Origin of the sequence: Mesorhizobium sp. WSM3864, from assembly GCF_002294955.1 — a bacterium.
Classification (GTDB): Bacteria; Pseudomonadota; Alphaproteobacteria; order Rhizobiales; family Rhizobiaceae; genus Mesorhizobium.
Map to the genome: position 1 here is coordinate 1 of NZ_NSGD01000038.1, position 17,887 is coordinate 17,887.

The 17,887-nt window shown below is 62.6% G+C and carries 12 protein-coding genes and 1 pseudogene; 7 read left to right on the plus strand and 6 right to left on the minus strand.

The window, feature by feature from the left end:
- The 3 genes and pseudogenes from CK215_RS29860 to CK215_RS29870 form a co-directional block, all read right to left on the minus strand.
- Positions 1-458, minus strand: a pseudogene (locus CK215_RS29860) (sorbosone dehydrogenase family protein); the annotation flags it as partial.
- A gap of 556 nt (positions 459-1,014) precedes the next feature.
- Entirely contained in the window at positions 1,015-2,070 is a 1,056-nt protein-coding gene (locus CK215_RS29865; protein WP_095833064.1) for a hybrid-cluster NAD(P)-dependent oxidoreductase, read from the minus strand.
- Positions 2,071-2,156: 86 nt separating this feature from the next.
- Positions 2,157-3,014 carry a LysR family transcriptional regulator gene (locus CK215_RS29870; RefSeq protein ID WP_095833065.1) on the minus strand — a complete coding sequence of 286 codons (858 nt, stop codon included), beginning with the start codon at positions 3,012-3,014 and terminating at the stop codon, positions 2,157-2,159.
- 130 nt (positions 3,015-3,144) lie between these two features.
- Between CK215_RS29870 and CK215_RS29875 the strand changes: the two genes are divergently transcribed.
- The 5 genes from CK215_RS29875 to CK215_RS29895 all read left to right on the plus strand — a co-directional run bounded on the left by CK215_RS29875 (position 3,145) and on the right by CK215_RS29895 (position 8,452).
- The gene (locus CK215_RS29875; protein WP_095833071.1) at positions 3,145-4,227 is read left to right on the plus strand and encodes an amidohydrolase family protein; all 1,083 of its coding nucleotides are present in this window, start codon (positions 3,145-3,147) and stop codon (positions 4,225-4,227) included.
- An 11-nt stretch (positions 4,228-4,238) separates the two neighbouring features.
- Positions 4,239-4,592 (plus strand): Rieske (2Fe-2S) protein, encoded by a 354-nt coding sequence (locus CK215_RS29880; RefSeq protein WP_095833072.1) that lies wholly within the window; start codon positions 4,239-4,241, stop codon positions 4,590-4,592.
- 171 nt (positions 4,593-4,763) lie between these two features.
- Positions 4,764-5,729, plus strand: a complete 966-nt coding sequence (locus tag CK215_RS29885) for a glycine betaine ABC transporter substrate-binding protein (protein WP_095833066.1) — start codon at positions 4,764-4,766, stop codon at positions 5,727-5,729.
- Positions 5,730-5,814: 85 nt separating this feature from the next.
- A complete protein-coding gene (locus CK215_RS29890; RefSeq protein ID WP_348628621.1) occupies positions 5,815-6,939 on the plus strand; it encodes a betaine/proline/choline family ABC transporter ATP-binding protein in 1,125 nt (374 codons plus the stop codon).
- Positions 6,926-8,452 carry an ABC transporter permease subunit gene (locus tag CK215_RS29895; protein ID WP_210201704.1) on the plus strand — a complete coding sequence of 509 codons (1,527 nt, stop codon included), beginning with the start codon at positions 6,926-6,928 and terminating at the stop codon, positions 8,450-8,452. The genes CK215_RS29890 and CK215_RS29895 overlap by 14 nt, the downstream gene beginning before the upstream one ends.
- Positions 8,453-8,553: 101 nt before the next feature.
- On the opposite strand, the gene CK215_RS29900 is transcribed toward CK215_RS29895, so the two are convergent.
- Genes CK215_RS29900 through CK215_RS29910 form a run of 3 tightly spaced genes read right to left on the minus strand, consistent with a single transcriptional unit; the run spans position 8,554 to position 15,084 of the window.
- Positions 8,554-10,113 (minus strand): trimethylamine methyltransferase family protein, encoded by a 1,560-nt coding sequence (locus CK215_RS29900; RefSeq protein ID WP_095833067.1) that lies wholly within the window; start codon positions 10,111-10,113, stop codon positions 8,554-8,556.
- A 16-nt stretch (positions 10,114-10,129) separates the two neighbouring features.
- Positions 10,130-12,589 (minus strand): FAD-dependent oxidoreductase, encoded by a 2,460-nt coding sequence (locus CK215_RS29905; protein WP_095833068.1) that lies wholly within the window; start codon positions 12,587-12,589, stop codon positions 10,130-10,132.
- Positions 12,586-15,084 (minus strand): FAD-dependent oxidoreductase, encoded by a 2,499-nt coding sequence (locus tag CK215_RS29910; protein WP_210201705.1) that lies wholly within the window; start codon positions 15,082-15,084, stop codon positions 12,586-12,588. The genes CK215_RS29905 and CK215_RS29910 overlap by 4 nt, the downstream gene beginning before the upstream one ends.
- A 70-nt stretch (positions 15,085-15,154) precedes the next feature.
- Here CK215_RS29910 and CK215_RS29915 point away from each other — a divergent pair, with 70 nt between their 5' ends.
- Positions 15,155-16,132 carry a LysR family transcriptional regulator gene (locus CK215_RS29915; protein WP_170950442.1) on the plus strand — a complete coding sequence of 326 codons (978 nt, stop codon included), beginning with the start codon at positions 15,155-15,157 and terminating at the stop codon, positions 16,130-16,132.
- Between the two features lie 138 nt (positions 16,133-16,270).
- Complete coding sequence (locus CK215_RS29920; protein ID WP_095833070.1) at positions 16,271-17,602, plus strand: aspartate aminotransferase family protein; 1,332 nt, start codon at positions 16,271-16,273, stop codon at positions 17,600-17,602.
- Positions 17,603-17,887: the final 285 nt, after the last annotated feature.

Below are 17,887 nucleotides of genomic sequence, written 5' to 3' on the forward strand. Positions count from 1 at the left end.
ACGAAAATTCTGCGCACATCCGCAACGCCGTCGCCATTGGTGTCGCGCAGGAGCGTGATGCGGTTAGCGCTGATGGTCGCAGCGCCGGCTCGCTTCATGGCCTGGTTCATGAAAAGCTTTCTGAGGCTGAAGCCGTCGTCATGTTTGGCAGGTGCATTGGTTTCGGCGACAAGCACATCTCCGTTGGGGAGCACGTGCAGCCAGCGCGGATGGTCGAGGCCGGTGGCGAACGCCGTCACCCTGAGGCCCTTCGCCGGGGTCGGCATATCACCTTTCTGCCAGCCTGTTGCTTCCGCGACGTTGACGGTCGGAATCAGCGTGGGTGTCGGTTTCGGCAGGGTAGGGTTGGGGCCGTAACCGCTTGTGGGAACCATTTTCTGAGCTGGAACGCCAGCGCAGCTGACTATGAGGGCTCCCAATCCAGCTATGATCAAGTTTTGTGAGAAGCCAGCATGCATCGAACGTCCTCCGTTCGGATTCGCCTCGTGCTCTTTGATTAAACGCAAGTCAGCGGCTTGGTATTCCAATCACGTCAAAACAGCAGCTCGTGATCCGTTGCCTGTTAGCGGCTAGAGGGCCAGGAGTTCGCGACGAAAATGGCAGCGGCCTCACTTGCCGACCTAGTCTCGCTGAGAAATTGAAGATACCGATTAGCCACTCGCGCAGAGCGAGAGAGGGCTGAGAGTGAAAAAGCCAAGACCCATTGTAGCGATCGTAGATGATGATCCGAGACTGGAGCGTCCGCGGAAAAATTCACGCCTGGAACCTGCCTGTCCGCTTTCGGCCCCGAAGCGGAATGGCAACTTTGCGCCTCTAACCGGTCATGCTGAGCGAACTCTGCCGCTTCCAGCGAGCGGACTTTGCTAAGCAGCTGCTGGCGCTTAAGAAAACCGTTCAGATTGCCCACCGCCGTTAATCTGCAGGGAATCGAAGCCTATTGGGGAGCCCCGATTGATCCGCTATTGCGTCACAAACCATGACCGGCAGCTCTTTGTAAGAGGGTTTCTGACTCTGCTATAAGTCCAAGGTAACCCCCCCCAGCGGACGGGCGCAGCAGGCGAGCACGTATCCCAGGGCCTTTTCCTCTGCGCTGAGGCCGCCGAGATCAAGCATTTCCACATCGCCACTAAGCTTGAGCACACGGCAGGTTCCACAGACTCCCTGCTGACATGCGGTGGGGAGATACACACCAACGCTGCGGGCGATTTCAAGCAGAGTCTGCTTCGAGGCGCACCGATGATTTATACCCGATTCTACGAAGTGCACTGAGGCGGGTTCATCCGCGGACAAAATCGAATTTACGAAGCCGCCGCCAAAACTCTCCTCATGGTACCGATCAGGATCCAAGCCGATGCTGTGGAGGGCGCCGCGGATCGCCTTCATGTAGGGCTCGGGCCCGCACGTATAAACGCTGCGCTCCCGAATATCGGGGGCAAGCCTCAACAGCACCGACTCATCGACCAGGCCGACCGGACCGGGCCACCCATCTTCGGCTTCGGCGCAGATGAGATGGATATGAAAATTGCTGTGGTCGCGAGCCAGGGCGTCAAGCTCCTCACGGAAGATGATGTCCTTCGGCGAGCGAGCGCTATGGATGAAGCAGACATCCTTGTCGGAACCACTGTCAGCGAGCGTTCGCAGCATCGACATAACCGGCGTTATGCCGCTGCCGCCGGAGAGGAAAAGCGGCCGGTCACTCGGCAGGTCGTCCCAGTTGAAAGCGCCGGACGGGCCATCAACATCTATTTCGCTTCCCCGTGCGAGATTGTCGTGCAGCCAATTGGAAGCGAGGCCGCCGGGGACGCGCTTGACCGTTATCCTCATGTCATCCGGCCGCGTGGGCGGTGAAGAGATCGAGTAGTTGCGTGCGACCGGAGCGCCGTCGATCACCAGATTCAGCATGATGAACTGGCCAGCTTTGAACTGGCTTGCCTGGCCGCTCTTTGGGGAGAAGACGAAGGTCTTTACGTCGTGCGTCTCCTGAATGATGTGGCGGCAGACCAACGTGAGGCGACCCTTCGACATGTCCGATCGACAGGAAGAGGCAAAGGAACTGAAGGCGTTCATCATATGGCTCGCGTTTGAGAGCCGAGATTGCCAGCAGACCTGAGTTCGATACAGAAGGAGCTACAGGTACTTACGATCGATTTTATCGATCAACCCTCCAGCGACATTACGGCGAGGTGAAGCGCGCGGACGCCTTTCTTAATGATCGGCTCATGTCGGCGTCGTGCGAGGACCGCCGTGTAGACGGGCTGATGCAGAGTTGGAGCTTCTTCCACGATGTGGGAGGGGCGCTCGGCGGCGAAGCGTCGCGCATCGTCGGCGCGCATGTAGCATGTGCCGCCGGCCCGCCGCAGCATATTGTCCGCAAGCGTCTCGGAGCCCATCGAAAGCCGGCACGCAGTCAGGTTTGGCAGCGCCTCGGCATGAGCCTTCTCGAGCGCCACCGTGTAACCCGGCCGGATGTAACTTTCGGGGCTTACATCGCAAAGCCTTCGCGCCGTGGTCGATACCATCACATATTCTTCGACCATGAGCTGGTCATACGTGATCTCGGGCAGGTAGCGCGGAGCGTAAACAACGGCAATATCAAGGTTTCCCAGGCTTAGATCCGATATCATCTGCGGCGAATAATCGGATTCGACGTGGATCGAGGACCGGGGCAAGACTTGCAACAGCATTTCCAGCCAACCAGGCAGGATCGAGCGGGTCATCCCGACCTGGGCAGCGACCCGTAGGCTCCCCTCGAACCTGTTGAAGGCGCGCACATCGTGACGCGCCTGGAACCAGGTCGACAGCATCGACCGCGCATAGGCCTCAAACCGCCGCCCTGCCGCCGTCGGCTCGGCACCGGCGCGGCCGCGGTGGAAGAGCTCGGATCCAACGGCGGCTTCCAGGTTCTTGATGCGGGTGCTGACCGTCGATTGCGTCAGTCCGAGGCGCTCCGCCGACCGGTTGAAGTTCCGCGATTCGATGATGTCCAGAAAGGTTTCGACCTGTTCCAGTTGCATGGGCCAGCCAATCGATTTTTACGATCGTATGCGCCCGATCATACGCTTGATCCAAACACCGACAAGGCGGAAGTTCGATGCAAGCAACCCAGGGGCGTTCAGCGGCGCCCGCATCATCAAAGAGGGACAAGTGTTCATAGTCGATTGCGATTGCCACAATTACTGGTCCAGCGCGACGGTGCTGGAGCCCTACCTGTCCGGCGTCTGGAAAGACATGTTCATAGAAGGCGAGAAGACCGGCCCCGTCGGCGCCTTTCCGCACGGCCATCGCCCCTGGTTTCATCCGCAGGATTTCTCCCGCAAGGATGTGCGCCCGAAGGTCGAGGCGGACAATTACCTGATCATGAAGGAGAAGCACCTCGATAAATACAATATCGGAGTGGCAATCCTGACTGGCGACGAGCCGATCGAGGCCTCGACGCTGGCAAATCCCTATTACGCCAGCGCGCTGGTGAGCGCCTATAACGACTATCAGATCAATGAATGGCTGCCGAAAGACAGCCGCTTGATGGGATCCATCGTCATCGCGCCGCAGGACCCACGCCTTGCGGCGGCGGAGATCCGGCGGCTCGGTGCGCATCCCCGGATGGTGCAAGTTCTGGCCTCCCAAGGCTCGGTGCGGCCGTATGGCGATCCGTTCTATCACCCGATCTTCGAGGCCTGTGCCGAGGTCGGCTTGCCGTTCGCCATACATCTTGGCGGGCATGGCGGCATCAACTGGAATGCCGTCGCGCCCGCGCCCACCACTTTCTTCTGGGAGACCCATGCGATCCTGCACATGTCGGCCATGTCGCATGTCGCGAGCATGATCGCGCATGGTGTGTTCGAAAAATGGCCGGATCTTTACTTTGTCGTCATCGAGTGCGGCATCGCCTGGGTGCCGTCGGTGCTCTGGCGACTTGACGCCGACTACAAAGCCCTGCGCAAGGAGACGCCATGGCTGAAGATGCTGCCGTCGGAATATTGTCGACGCAACATACGCTTCTCCACGCAGCCGTTGGAGCAACCGTCGAACGTCAAACACCTCTGGGCGATCCTGGAGGCGATGGACGGGGAGAACACGCTGCTGTTTGCGTCCGACTACCCGCATTGGGATTACGATGACGTCAACACGCTGCACATCCCGCCGGAATGGCGCGGCAAGGTGCTCGGCCAGAATGCGCTCGATGTCTACAAGCGGATCCCCCGCCCGCAAGCCGCCGCGGCAGCGTGACGAGGACCCAAATGGCTGAGAAGACGTATATTTGTCGCGCCGACGAGATCCAGGTCGGGACGCCATTCATCGCCAAGGTGCGCAGCCTGTCGATCGGCGTGTTCCGGATCGGCGATAGTTTCCATGCGCTGCTGAATGTTTGTCCTCACCGAGGCGCTCCGCTTTGCGAAGGGCCGCAATGCGGAACGACCGCTCCCGTCGAGGGACCCGAATTCATCTACCACCGTGAGAACGAAATCGTTCGCTGCGCCTGGCATGGGTGGGAGTTCGACATCCAGACGGGTGCGGCCCTGGTCAACCCGTCCGTTCGCGCGCGGACGTTCCCAGTCACGGTCGAGGCCGGGAGTGTTTACGTGACGGCCTGATCAGAGCGGCGCGCGCCTTGGCGACCGGTTAGGCGCCGTTGCTCAAAACAGCCGCCTTATGCGCTTCATCGTTTTTGCTAATGCGGCACAATTTGGGATGGATTGCCTGCACGTTCCGCTAACCTGACGAATAGACTGAAAAAAATCAGCGCAACTCGACTGGGGAACACCATGAAACATCATCTTCTTGCACCGGCTCTTGGCATGCTGCTGCTTGCGCCGATCGCATCGGCGTCGGCTGCGGACGTCACCATGCCGGACCCGAATTACGCCACTGCGACGGCGGTCATGAACGTGATCAAGAACGCCGCCGAGCAGGAGCTCGGACTTGATATTTCCACCGTCACCACCACCGCCGTCCCGGTCATTTGGGAAGCGATGGACCGCAACAAGGGGGAGGTCGATATCTGGCCGGACGTCTGGCTCCCGAACCAGCAGGGCCTCGTCGACAAATACGTCAAGAGCGCGGGCACGGTAAAACTCGCGCAGAATGGCTACGAAGCCAAGCAAGGCTACTGCGTAACGCAGGTCACGGTCGACAAATACGGGATCAAGGACGTCGCGGATCTCGCCGACCCGGATAACGCCAAGATCTTCGATACCAATGGCGACGGCAAAGGTGAGATATGGATCGGCGCGTCAGGCTGGCAGTCGACCAACATCGAAAAGGTGCGGGCCCGCGACTATGGCTTCGCCGATTTCTTCGATCTGCAGGTGACCGACGAAGCGGTGGCTGCCGCCTCGCTTGACCGCGCCGCGAAGGCCGACAAGCCATGGGTCGGATACTGCTACGGTCCGCACCAGAATTTCGCCCGCTACAAACTTGCCTTCCTTTCCGAACCGAAACACGACCCAGCCAAGTTCGTGATGCTGCAGCCGAGCGAGGATCCTCAATGGTTCGAGAAATCGAAAGTGTCGTCCGCTTATGCTGACACGACAGTGCACATTGCCTATGCTGCTTCGCTGGCGCAGCGGCAACCGGAGCTGACCGCCGCTCTGGATCGGATTACATTCAATCCGGACGACATCAGCAAGTGGGCCTACGCAATCATCGTCAATAAGAAGCCGGCGGACGATGTGGCGAAGGATTGGATCAAAGCCCACCCCGATGAGGTGGCGAAGTGGTTCGGTCATTGAAGTTCAGAACGGTGATTGCAGGCTCTGAACGGGCCTGCATCGTCGCCCGGCCGCTCAAGTCCGTGATCGGGCGGGAGCTGTAGCGGTGGACGCGGTCAGCGCATCGGGCGGAGCCGGCTTGCCGGCCCGCGCAGACGCAGCAACCGACGCTGCCGCCATCATCATGAAGGGCGTCTGGAAAATCTTTGGCGCCAGCGCGCCGGAGGCGATGGCGGCGATTCTGCGCGACGGCCTCGACAAGGACGAAGCCGCCAGGCGCTTCGGCTGTGTCGTGGGCGTGGCCGATGTCAACATCGCCGTTCGGCCGGGCGAAATCTTCTGCGTCATGGGCCTGTCGGGCAGTGGCAAATCGACATTGATCCGCCATATAAACCGCCTGCTCGAGCCGTCCGCCGGCGAGATTTTCGTCGATGGCGAAAACGTCATGGCCAAGTCGCCCGATGAGTTGAGGGCATTGCGGTCCCGCAAGATAGCCATGGTGTTCCAGAGCTTCGGTCTGCTTCCGCATCGGACCGTGCGCGACAACGTCGCGCTTCCGCTGGAGATCCAAGCTGCAAACAAACAGCGGAGATTCGATGCCGCCGAGGCGGCGCTTGCCAAGGTGAACCTGTCGGGCTGGGGGGACCGTTACTGTCACGAACTATCGGGCGGCATGCAGCAGCGCGTCGGACTCGCCCGCGCCTTGGCTGCCGATCCGGCGATCCTGCTGATGGATGAGCCATTCAGCGCGCTCGATCCGCTGATCAGGCGGCAGCTGCAGGACGAGTTCCTGGCCCTTTCGCGCTCGATGGGCAAGACGGTGATCTTCATAACCCATGATCTGGACGAGGCGATCCGGATCGGCGATCGCATCGCGATCATGAAAGACGGCGTCATCGTCCAGACAGACACGCCGGAGGAGATCGTCACATCGCCGAAGCATGACTATGTTGCGAAATTCGTCGCCGACATTTCGCGCCTGAAGGTGATCACCGCCGGGCGCATCATGGAGCCGGTCGAGAATTTCAGAAGCCGTCATCGTCCAGAGCTGGATGTCGAGCGGTTGCGCAGGGTCGGTTCCCGAGAACCGCTCGCCGAACTCGTCGAACTCGCGGCACAGGATGCCGCACCGCTCGCTGTGACGGATACCGGTGGGTCTGTCGTCGGTGTCATTGACAGGCAGATCCTGCTCGACGGTTTGCGAAAGGGCGAGACCCGTGAACGCCCATGATCCGGTCGCCATGCGGTCGATAGAAGACGCTCAACCGGCAGAGGACGGGCTGGTCCGGGAATTCGTCGTCCGCAACCCTGCTTATTACGCCCAGGTGTTCGCCCGCATTCGGCGGGCTTCCGGTCCCGTCTGGCCGTTCAACCTGGCGGCCGCGCTGCTTGGGCCGGTGTGGGCCGCAGCCCGAAGCCTCACGTTGCTGTTCTGGCTCACCTTCTTCCTGGAGACGCTTGCGGTGGTTCAGATCGGCGTCGGTGCGGCGGGTAACCTCGGCGCGGCCGAGCAAGCACGAGCCGAGCGCGTCACCAAGCAGGCACAGGCGCGCGCCGAACAGGCGAGGGCCGCCGAGGCGGCGGGGGCGGACAATGCGACAGGACTGAAATCATCAGCGGCCGCTCTGGAGAAAGCTGCCAACAACGCCATGCTCCAGGCTGAGGCGGCAAAGGCAAAGGCGCCGCGTGTGATTGTGTCCGGCGTCGTCACTTTGCTCCTCGCCAGGCTGATCGCTGGTTTCCTGGCCAATCGGATGCTCGAGCGACGCTTCGCGCGCTGGCGTTCGAAGCCGACGCTTCAGCGCGGGCTCAACTACCCGCTGGCGCTATGCGCTCTTGCCTTCTGTATCGCGGCTTACGGGCTTTCGGCTTATCGCTTCGCCGCACCGACACCAGCCGTCTGGCTGACCGCTGCGCCCTCGAACCGCGAGTGGCAGGCCGCCTTGTCATCGTGGCTGGACAGCCTGATGGGGGCGATATCGCATCTCGGTGACGGCTTCTTTGGCGGCATCACGGGCGCAATATCGTTGGTGCTCGACGGCTTGGCCTATGGGCTGACGGGTATGCCCTGGCCAGTGACTATGGCGATCATTCTCGCCCTTGCCTGGCAACTGGCCGGGCCACGCGTCGCCATCTTCACCGCCGCCGCGCTCGCCTATCTTGCCGTGCTCGGGTTTTGGGAAAAGAGCCTGGAAACGGTCGCCCTGCTGGGAACATCGGCCATTCTCTGCCTCGCGATCGGAATCCCGCTTGGGATATGGTGCGGACGCCGGCCGCGCATATACGCCGCCGTGCGGCCGGTGCTCGACTTCATGCAAACCATGCCGGCATTCGTCTATCTGATCCCGGTGATCGCGCTGTTCGGCATCGGCAAGCCGCCGGGCGTCATCGCGACGCTGATTTTCGGCACGCCGCCGGTCGTGCGCTTGACCGCACTCGGCCTGCAGGGCGTCTCGCCCGCCATAAGAGAGGCCGCTCAAGCCTACGGCGCTACGAGATGGTTCCTCTTAACGCGGGTCGACCTCCCGCTCGCAATGCCTTCCATCATGGCCGGCATAAACCAGACGATTCTGATGTGCCTTTCGATGGTGGTCATCGCTTCCCTGATCGGCGCCAAGGGGCTAGGAGAAGATGTCCTCAACGCCCTTCAATATGCGGCCGTCGGGCAGGGACTGCTCGCGGGCTTCGCTATTCTTCTCTGCGCCATGATCATCGATCGTATCGTGCAGGGAAGAACTAAGTAGATGCCCGATTTGGGCCGATGCTCTCAAGGAGTTTGCGCCGACCAAACCCGGAACCAGGCGCCGCCGGCCGGCCCAAATGTTAAATAGCGATTGCCTGCCGCTCAGAAATAGTCCTGGTCGGGCATGCTCTCCTTGCGCCTGGCAATGAAGCCCCGCAATTCTTCGTCGATCGCGGGATCGAGGCCCGGGTCCGCATAATCGCTCAAAAGCTTCTTCCACTGGCGGTTGGCGCGCTGGGCGGCGTCCAGTCCGCCTTCGGAACTCCACTGCTCGAACGAATTGTTGTCGCTGATCGTCGATCGGTAGAAGGCCGACAGAAAGTTCGACTGCGTATGGGCGCTGCCGAGGAAATGCGACCCCGGCCCGACTTCCTCGATGGCATCCATCGCCTGCGCATTCACCGACAGATCGATGCCCTCGAACAGGCTCATCACCTTGCCGCACAGGTCGGCGTCGATGATGGTCTTTTCGAAGCCGGTGACGAGCCCTCCCTCCAGCCATCCCGTCGCGTGGTTGATGACGTTGGCGCCGGCGAGAAGCGACATCAGCAAGCCCCAGGTCCCTTCCTGCTCCGCCTGCGCGTCGGGCAGCTTGGATGCCGAGAGCGTGCCGACGGTATGGAACGGAACGCCAACCCTTCGCGCCAGCTGGCCGGCCGCCAGAACCATCTTTGCCGCCTCCGGCGTGCCGAAGGTCGGTGCGCCGCTCTGCATGGAGATGGTGCTGGCGAAGCTCCCCATCAGACAGGGCGCTCCCGGATTGATGAGCTGGACAAGAGCAAGACACGCAAGCGCCTCGGCCAGCACTTGCGCCAGCGTGCCGGCGACGGTGCAGGGGCTCATAGCGCCGGCCAGCGTCCATGGCGTGCAGGCGACCGGCTGGTTGCTGCGCGCATAGACCTTGAGCGACCCCGACATATTGGCATCTAACACCAGCGGCGCGTTGGTGTTGCTGACGTTGTAGAGCACGGCATTGTTTGCAACGAACGCTTCGCCGAAAACGATCTTGGCGATGTCGACCGCATCCTGCGCCCGCATGGAGCCGATGAACGCTCCCATGAAAGGCCGGTCGGAATAGCGCACATGCGTGTAGAGCATGTCGAGATGGCGCTTGTTCGCCGGAAGATCGACCGGTTCACAGACCACGCCGCCGGAATGATGCAGGTAGGGGATCATTTGATGGATCCGCACCAGGTCGCGGAAGTCGTTCAGCGTCGCATAGCGACGGCCGCGGTCGAGATCATGCACGAAAGGCGGCCCCCACGATGGGCAAAGCACCGTGTTGTCGCCGCCGATCACGACGGTATTGGCCGGGTTGCGGGCATGCTGCTTGAATTGCTTGGGCGCCGTCGCCTGGACAAGCTTGCGGCACATGCCGGGCTCAAAGCGCACGCGCGTTCCCTTCACATCGGCTCCGGCGACGCGGAAGAGGTCGAGGATTTCCGGGTCGTCATGGAACTCCATGCCGACCTCCTTGAGCAGTCGGTCGGCATTGGCCTCGATCAGGCTGAGCCCCTCCTCATCGAGGATATTGAACGTGCCGATCCTGCGGCAGAGATATGGACGGCGCGGTTCCTGCGCGCCGCGTTTCACGAGGCGCGCGGCGCGGCCACGGGAGCGCGCTGGGGATGCGGCTTCGGCAGGTGTGACGACATCTTGCATGTTTGCCTCCAGACGTTCAGACGGATGCGGCGGGCTGCAAATGGTCCAGCCCGCGCAACCGCAGATTTCGCGGATCGTAAGGGGCTTCCTGCAGTTCGCGCGCCGCGAGCTCCTTGCCCAGGATAGAGACGCCGAACTCGCGTTCAGAGATCCCCGGCCTGAGATAGGCGAGCGCCAGCACCTTGTTGGTGCGGAAGCCGTAACCGCCGCTGGTGACGACGCCGACCGGCCGCCCCTCACGGAGGACGGCGTGACTGTAGAACGGGAGCCGTTCGCCATCATCCTCGATCTGCAGCAGCGCCATGCGCCAGGGGTGTGCCTTCTGGCGTTCGAGCATCGCCTCACGGCCGATGAAGAGACGACCGTCCGCCTTGACCAGGGCGCTCAGCCCGGACTCGAGCGGCGTGCGCTCGGTCGTGAGGTCCGCGCCCCAGCCGCGATAGCCCTTCTCCAGCCGCATGAAGTTCAAGGCATACACGCCGAAGGGACGCAGGCCATGCTTCGCGCCCGCCTTGACGATCATCTCGTAGAGCCGCCGGAACTGCGCGAGCTGGACATGCACTTCCCATCCCGGCTCGCCTGCGTAGGACACCCGAAGCGCCGTCACCTTGATGCCCGCGATCCTGATCGTCTGCGCCGATAGCCAAGGGAAAGCCGCGTTCGAGAGATCGATCTCGCTGATCGCCTGCAGAATCTCGGCCGCTTTCGGGCCCATGATGCCCAGCACACCGCGCCTCTCGGTGATGTTCTCGACAACGACACCGGGAAAAGACGCCGACCGGGCGCGAAGCAGGTCTTCGTCATGCCGTTCGGCCAGAGCCGCGCTGGTCAGATAGAAACGGTGTTGCTCGAGCCGCGTGACCGTGAACTCGGACGCGACACCGCCTTTCTCCGTCAGAACGTGGATGAGACCGATGCGGCCGAGGCGCGATGGCGGCGTGTTGGCGCCCAATGAAGCCATGAAGGCTTCGGCGCCCGGCCCGCTGACCTCGAATTTCGAGAGGGCCGAAAGATCGATGACACCCGCGCTGTCACGGACGGCAAGGCATTCCCCCTTTACGGCACCCAGCCAGCCCGGGCGTTTGAAGGTCAGCGGCGGATCGCGATCAATGCCCGCTGTCGCGAACCAGTTGGTCCGCTCCCAGCCATAGGCGGCGCCGAGCACCGCGCCTTGCGACAACTGGATATCGAGCGCCGGCGTGGTGCGGCGCGGGCGCCCCGCCTCACGTTCCTCGTAAGGGTAATGGACGCCGAATTGCAGGCCGAAACATTCCACCGCCTTGTCGACACGGTAATCACGATCGGCATAGTTGCCGAAGCGCCGGGGATCGATGGCCAGGGCATCGCGCGGCGGCTCGCCGTCGACGATCCAATCGGCGAGGAAGGCGCCGCCGCCGCCGCCTTCCATCACGCCCATGCTGGATCCTGTGAGAAGCCAGCCGTTCTTGAGGCCGAACGCGGGGCCTACGAGCGGATTGGCGTCCGGCGTGAAGGTGATCGGGCCATTGACCACGGTCTTGATGCCGGCACTGGCGAGTGCCGGCACACGTTCCATCGCTAACGCGATGATATGCTCGACGCGATCGAGATCCGGCGGCAGCAGTTCCATGCCGAATTCAGGCGGCACGCCGTCGATCGCCCAGGGATGCGCCGCCTTCTCGTAGGGCCCGACGATGTAGCCATCCCGCTCCTGCCGCAGGTACCAGCTTTCCTCCGGATCGCGGATGATGGGCAGTTCCTTCTCGCCGGCCGCGATGCGCGCGGCAATTTCGGGCACGGTATCGGTGACGACATATTGATGCAGCATCGGCACCACCGGCAGGTCGATGCCCATCATCGTGCCGACCTCGCGGCACCAGGTGCCGGCGGCGTTCACCAGATGCTCCGCCCGGATATCGCCTTGCGCGGTGCGGACCAGCCATTCGCCCGAACCGGTGCGCTCCATCGACAGCACAGGATTGTGCCGGACGATCTCGGCGCCGCGCGAACGCGCGCCCGCAGCCATCGCGTTGGTGGCCAACGTCGGATCGACATGGCCGTCATGCGGCTCATGTAAGGCCCCCAGTATGCCGTCGGTTACGCAGATCGGGTATATGTTCTTCAGCTCGCCCGGCGTCAGGATGTTGAAGTCGTAGCCGACGAACCGGCCAAGGCCCTGCACATGACGAAACTCGGCCATCCGCTCCGGCGAGCGCGTCACGCGCAGCGCGCCGCTTGCATGGAAGCCGGTCGGCAGGCCGGTTTCGGCCGTCAGGACCTCGCGGTAGAGCCGCACGGAATGAGCGCGCATCTCCATGATCGCAGCGTTGTGGGCGAAGTGTGTGCAAAGCCCGGCGGCGTGCCAGGTCGAGCCCGCGGTGAGTTCCTGCCGCTCGACAAGCATCGCGTCGTTCCAGCCGCGCTTGGCGAGATGATAGAGAAGGGAAACCCCCATGGCGCCGCCGCCGATCACGACGACGCGGGCATGCTGTCTCATAATGTCTCCTGTTGGCCGCGCATTCTGCCGCCGGTTGGATCGTAGGGTGGTTCTTCGAGAAGCCTGAGGCCGAAGCGCTGTCCGGCGACCGCGATCTCATAAGCCGAAGCGGCGAGCTGCTGTTTCGTTTCGCCCGGATCGCAGGCGACGTAGCCGAGGCAGAGGCTCAATCCGGTGCGAAAACCGAAGCCGCCCGAAGTGGTGAGCCCGGCAAACTTGCCGTCCCGATAGATGGGCTCGTCATGCAGCAGAAGCGGATTGGCGGCATCGACGGCGAAATGCAGCAGGCGGCGTCCAAAGCCCTTCGCCCTGCGCGTTTCGAGGGCTTCACGGCCGATGAACCCGCCCTTCGTCCAGGAGACAGCAAAACCCAATCCCGCCTCGATCGGCGTCTCCTTCGGCCCGACATCATTGCCCCAATGCCGATAGCCTTTTTCCAACCGGCAACCATCCAGCGCGTAGTGGCCGCAAAAGACCGCATCATGCGCCTTGCCGGCTTCCCGGATGGTCGACAGCAGGTTTTCAGCGCATTCGGCGGGAACATAAAGCTCGTAGCCAAGCTCGCCGACGAAGCTGACCCGTGTGGCCCGCACATCGACCATGCCGACGTCCATGCGTCGTGAGGTCGAGAAGGGAAAGGCCGCTTCCGACAAGTCCGCGTCCGTCAGTTGCTGCAGCAATTCGCGGGAACGCGGCCCCATGACGCCGAGGACCGCTTCGGCCGAGGTGGCGTCGAACACCGAGGCGTCGAGCCCGAGATCGCTGGCATGCCTGGCGACCCACGCGAAATCCTTCTGGCGGGTCGCCGCGCCGGAGACGATCCGGAAAGCCGCCTCTCCGCAGCGCGTGATCGTGACATCGGCCTCGATCCCGCCATGCCGGTTGAGCATTTGCGTGTAGACCGCTCTGCCCTCCGCGACGTCGACATCGTTGGCCGCGAGCTGTTGCAGCAATTTCACCGCGTCGCGTCCGCTGACATCAAGCTTAGTAAACGGGGAAAGCTCGAACAGTCCGATGCCGTTTGCCATTGCGACCGCCTCGCGTTCAGCCGCCGGCCACCAATGCTGCTTGCCGAAAGTATATCGCGGCTCACGCTCGGCTTCATTGCGGGCATACCAGAGCGGCCGCTCCCAGCCGGTCGGAGCGCCGAACACCGCCCCTGCTTCGCCGAGCATGTCGTGCCACACTGAACGGCGCAGGCCACGGCCGGCTTCGGATTGTTTATACGGCCAATGCATACGGAAAAGGTCGGCTACCGATTCCTCCATGCGCGCCTGCACGAAGCCGCGCGACGCGGCGCTGCGGTCGAAACGCGCGATATCGAGCGGCCACAGATCGAGACCCGGCTCACCGTCGACGATCCATTCGGCCATCGCCTTGCCGGCGCCGGCCGACGACATCATGCCCGTCGAGTTGAAACCGGCGGCGACGAAGAAGCCGCGGAGGTAAGGCGATTCGCCCGTCAGCGGCTGGGTGTCCGGGGTGAAACTCTCCGGTCCGTTCATGAAGTGGCGGATGCCTGTTTCGGCAAGCGCCGGAAAGAGCCGCAGCCCGGCCGACATGAAGGGTTCGAACTGGTCCCAGTCTTCCGGCAATTCGAGAAAAGGCCTGTCGCCGACCGGGCCGGTGACGTCAAGGGCCTTGGCATTCGGCTCGAAGCCGCCGAGCACCAGCTTGCCGGAATCGCCCTTGACGTAGATGCCCTCGTCCAGGTCGCGCACAATCGGGAAAGGATTGGGCAGCCCGGCGACCGGTTCGGTCACCACATACATGTGCTCGGCCGCCTGCAGCGGCACCGGCACGCCAGCCATGGCGCCGATCTGCCTTGCCCAGGCGCCGGCGCAGTTCACCGCGGTCTCGCAGCGGATCGCCAAGCCCGAGGCGAGCTTGACGCCGGCGACGCGGCCTTTCTCGATCACGAAGCCGCGGCAGGCCGTTCCTTCCAGGATCCGGATGCCGGCGGCGCGTGCCCGCTTGGCGTAGGCCGCGCAGATATCGACGGGATTAGCCTGCCCGTCTTCCTCGACCCAGAGCGCCCCCACGAGCCCGTCCAGCGCGATTCCTGGAACCCGGGCCCCGACGACATCCGCTCCGACGATCTCCACCCGAAGGCCGCAGACGTCCCCTATATGCGCGATCCGTCTGAGCTCGCTCATCCGCTCTTCCCGGCGCGCCAGCCAGACGCCTCCGGTTTGTCGGTAACCTGAGGTCTGGCCAGTCAACGCTTCGAGCTTCGGGAACAGTTCGGTCGCGTATTGCGCCAGTCGCGTCAGGTTGAGCGTTGCCCTGAGCGGCCCCACGATCCCGGCCGCGTGCCAGGAGGTGCCGCTCGTCAACTGGTTGCGCTCGATGAGAACGACATCGGTGGCGCCGAGCTCGGCAAGATGATAGGCGACGCTCAAGCCGATCACGCCGCCGCCTATGATTACGATCCGAGCGTTTTCCTGCACCGATACGATATCCTTGCGGTCGAGACGGGCGATCTTTCCCGCCAAGCAGGCTTGCGCTCAATGGGATTTCTGCAACATTAGGAAAACTTATGCACGGTCCCAAGAAGGAACTCTGGTGAAGAGCGGAAGCTTTGACTTCAACCTTTTTCGATCGATCGAGGTTTTTGCTGCCGTCGTTGAAACGCGGCATGTGACGCAGGCGGCGCAGATGCTCGGCATGACCCAATCCGCCGCCTCGCAGCATCTCAAGAACCTGGAAACAGCCCTCGGCGTTAGCCTGATCGACCGCAATCTGAGGCCCATCGAACTCACCAAGGCGGGGATTGCGCTGCACCGCCGGGCCACCGCGATCCTGGCCGAAGTCGAGGGGCTGCGCACCGACGCCCGCCGCATCAACGCCGCGCCACTGCCGCTGCTCAGGGTGGCGTTGCTGGCGTCCATCGCCACCACGCTGGCACCGGCGCTTTCCGTGCTGGCGCGCAAAAATTTCGGCATTCCCGAACTCAGCCTTTTTGCCGGACTCGCCACCGACCACGTGGCGCTGCTTCGCGCCCGCCGCGCCGATCTTGCGGTAACCTCGGGCGAGTTGTTCGAGATCGAGGGAATGACGCGCTACCCGGTCATGACCGAAAAATTCCTGCTTGTGACGCCGAAGGGCTTTTCCGGCGATGTCGGCGACATCGCCAAGCTTTCTAAAAAAATCGCATTCGTCCGCTTCTCGAGGGAGACGCCGGTCGGCTTGCGCGTCGACCAGCATCTCAGCCGGTTGCGCATAGAATTGCCGCGGGCAATGGAGGGCGACCGTTCCAGCGTCGTGATGGCGCCCGTGGCGGCGGGTATGGGCTTTGCCATCCTGACGCCGACCCTGCTCATCGACGGCCTTGCGGAGGGGATGGAAATCGACATCCATCCGCTGCCGTTTACGAGCCTGTCACGCAACATCCTCCTGGTTGCGCGTGAACGCGAGCTGGGAGATCTGCCCGAGGCCTTTGCCGCGCGCACTGCGGAGGTGCTGAAAGAGACGATAAACGAGCGCCTGCCCGATCTGCCTCCGGACCATTACGCTTTGGACCCATCCGTCGCTTCAACATGAGGCGCAGCGTATTGCGCCCGTCGGGTCCCCGAAGCTGCTAATCGGCGGCATCAGTTATCCTGATGGAGGATTTTGCCGGATGCCTTCGGCGCTCGTCCATGTTCTATCCTGTTGCCATCCAATCCGGGAGGCCAAGAGATGAACGCTCCTCATACCCATTCATCGCTCGCGACCGACTGGTCGACGCAAGCTATCGTCGACCGCAGGAACCGCTTCTACTCCGCCTCCCAACGCAAATTCGTCCCCTACAAAGATCCGCTGATCATCAAGCGTGGCCGAGGACAATATGTATGGGATGAGCAGGACAGGAAATACATCGACCTGCTTGGAATGAACCTTTGCATTTCGGTGGGACACGCCCACCCGGAGGTCGTCAAGGCGGCGAGCGAACAGGTCGCGGAACTCACCCACTGCACCACCATGTTCTACCATCCGGTGCCGGCCCAATATGCCGAAGAACTGGCCAGCACGATGCCGGCCGGCCATGAGTGGGTCGTCCATTTCACCAACTCCGGTGCGGAAGCGATCGACCTCGCGCTTCTGATGGCGCGTTCGCATACCGGCAACATCGACATGCTGGCGCTTGCCTCCAGCTATCACGGCGCCACATTCGGCGCGCAGTCGGTGACAGGTATAGCCGGCTTCCGCCACTGCGTCCCACAGCTTGGCGGCGTGACCTTCGTGCCCGAGCCGAACCAGTATCGCGGCGTCCACGGCGAAGGCGTGGAGCCATACCTGAAGGAAATCGACCGGGCCATCGCGACCTCGACAAGTGGCAGGCTGGCGGGCATGATCATCGAACCAGTGCAGGGCTATGGCGGCATCGTTCCCATCCCCGAAGGCTATATTGCAGGCGCGTTCGAGCGCGTTCGCGCCGCGGGCGGGCTTTGTATCATCGACGAGGTGCAGGCTGGCGTCGGGCGCACAGGCGAGGCGTTCTGGTCTTTTGAATCGCATGGCGTGGAGCCTGATATCGTGGTGGTGGCGAAGGGCGTCGGCAACGGCATCCCGCTCGGCGCAGTCATCGCCAAACGCGACGTTGCCGAATCGATGGCCGACAAATTCCTGTTCCACACCTATGGTGCCAATCCTGTCGCCTGCGCGGCCGGCAGGGCCGTCCTCAACGTGATGCGGGAGGAGCGGCTGCAGGAGAACGCGCGAGCTGTCGGTGGCGCGCTCAGGACGCGGCTCGAGGACTTGAAGGAACGCCATTCGATCATCGGCGACGTCAGAGGCCGTGGCCTGATGCTGGCAATCGAGCTGGTCAAGAACCGCGCGACGAAAGAGCCGGCGCCAGAGGAGACGCTAGCCGTCTTCGAGGAGACACGCCGCAACGGGCTCGTCGCCAGTCGCTCCGGTCCCTACCGGAACGTCATCCGGATGTGCCCGCCGCTCTGCCTAGCGATGGCAGATGTCGATGATGTCGTGGACCGGTTCGAAAGAAGCTTCGCAGCCGTAAGCGTCCGGTGACCGTCTAGGCTCTACCCCGGCAAGCGTTTGGCAACGGCATCGGCTATGACGACGAGGTTCAGAGCCCTGACGGGCGGGAAGCAAGCCCTTGCAGGATGTGCAATAGGGCTTCGTGGATTCCCTACGTTTTTATGTCCGTTATCCATTACATGACTCCAACAGCAGCCGGTCCGCGTCCGGCCCCATTTTAGACTGCTGTCAGGCCAGAATGCTATTGATCATGCTCCGGATAAAAGCCGTTTTTGCCCCACGGCATAAGCACGGCGAGATCTCCGCCAGCCTGGT

Bases quoted from the DNA above. Each gene is read 5' to 3' on its own strand.
- CK215_RS29865 (WP_095833064.1), bottom strand. From the start codon at position 2,070: ATGATGAACGCCTTCAGTTCCTTTGCCTCTTCCTGTCGATCGGACATG.
- CK215_RS29870 (WP_095833065.1), bottom strand. From the start codon at position 3,014: ATGCAACTGGAACAGGTCGAAACCTTTCTGGACATCATCGAATCGCGG.
- CK215_RS29880 (WP_095833072.1), top strand. From the start codon at position 4,239: ATGGCTGAGAAGACGTATATTTGTCGCGCCGACGAGATCCAGGTCGGG.
- CK215_RS29885 (WP_095833066.1), top strand. From the start codon at position 4,764: ATGAAACATCATCTTCTTGCACCGGCTCTTGGCATGCTGCTGCTTGCG.
- CK215_RS29900 (WP_095833067.1), bottom strand. From the start codon at position 10,113: ATGCAAGATGTCGTCACACCTGCCGAAGCCGCATCCCCAGCGCGCTCC.
- CK215_RS29905 (WP_095833068.1), bottom strand. From the start codon at position 12,589: ATGAGACAGCATGCCCGCGTCGTCGTGATCGGCGGCGGCGCCATGGGG.
- CK215_RS29920 (WP_095833070.1), top strand. From the start codon at position 16,271: ATGAACGCTCCTCATACCCATTCATCGCTCGCGACCGACTGGTCGACG.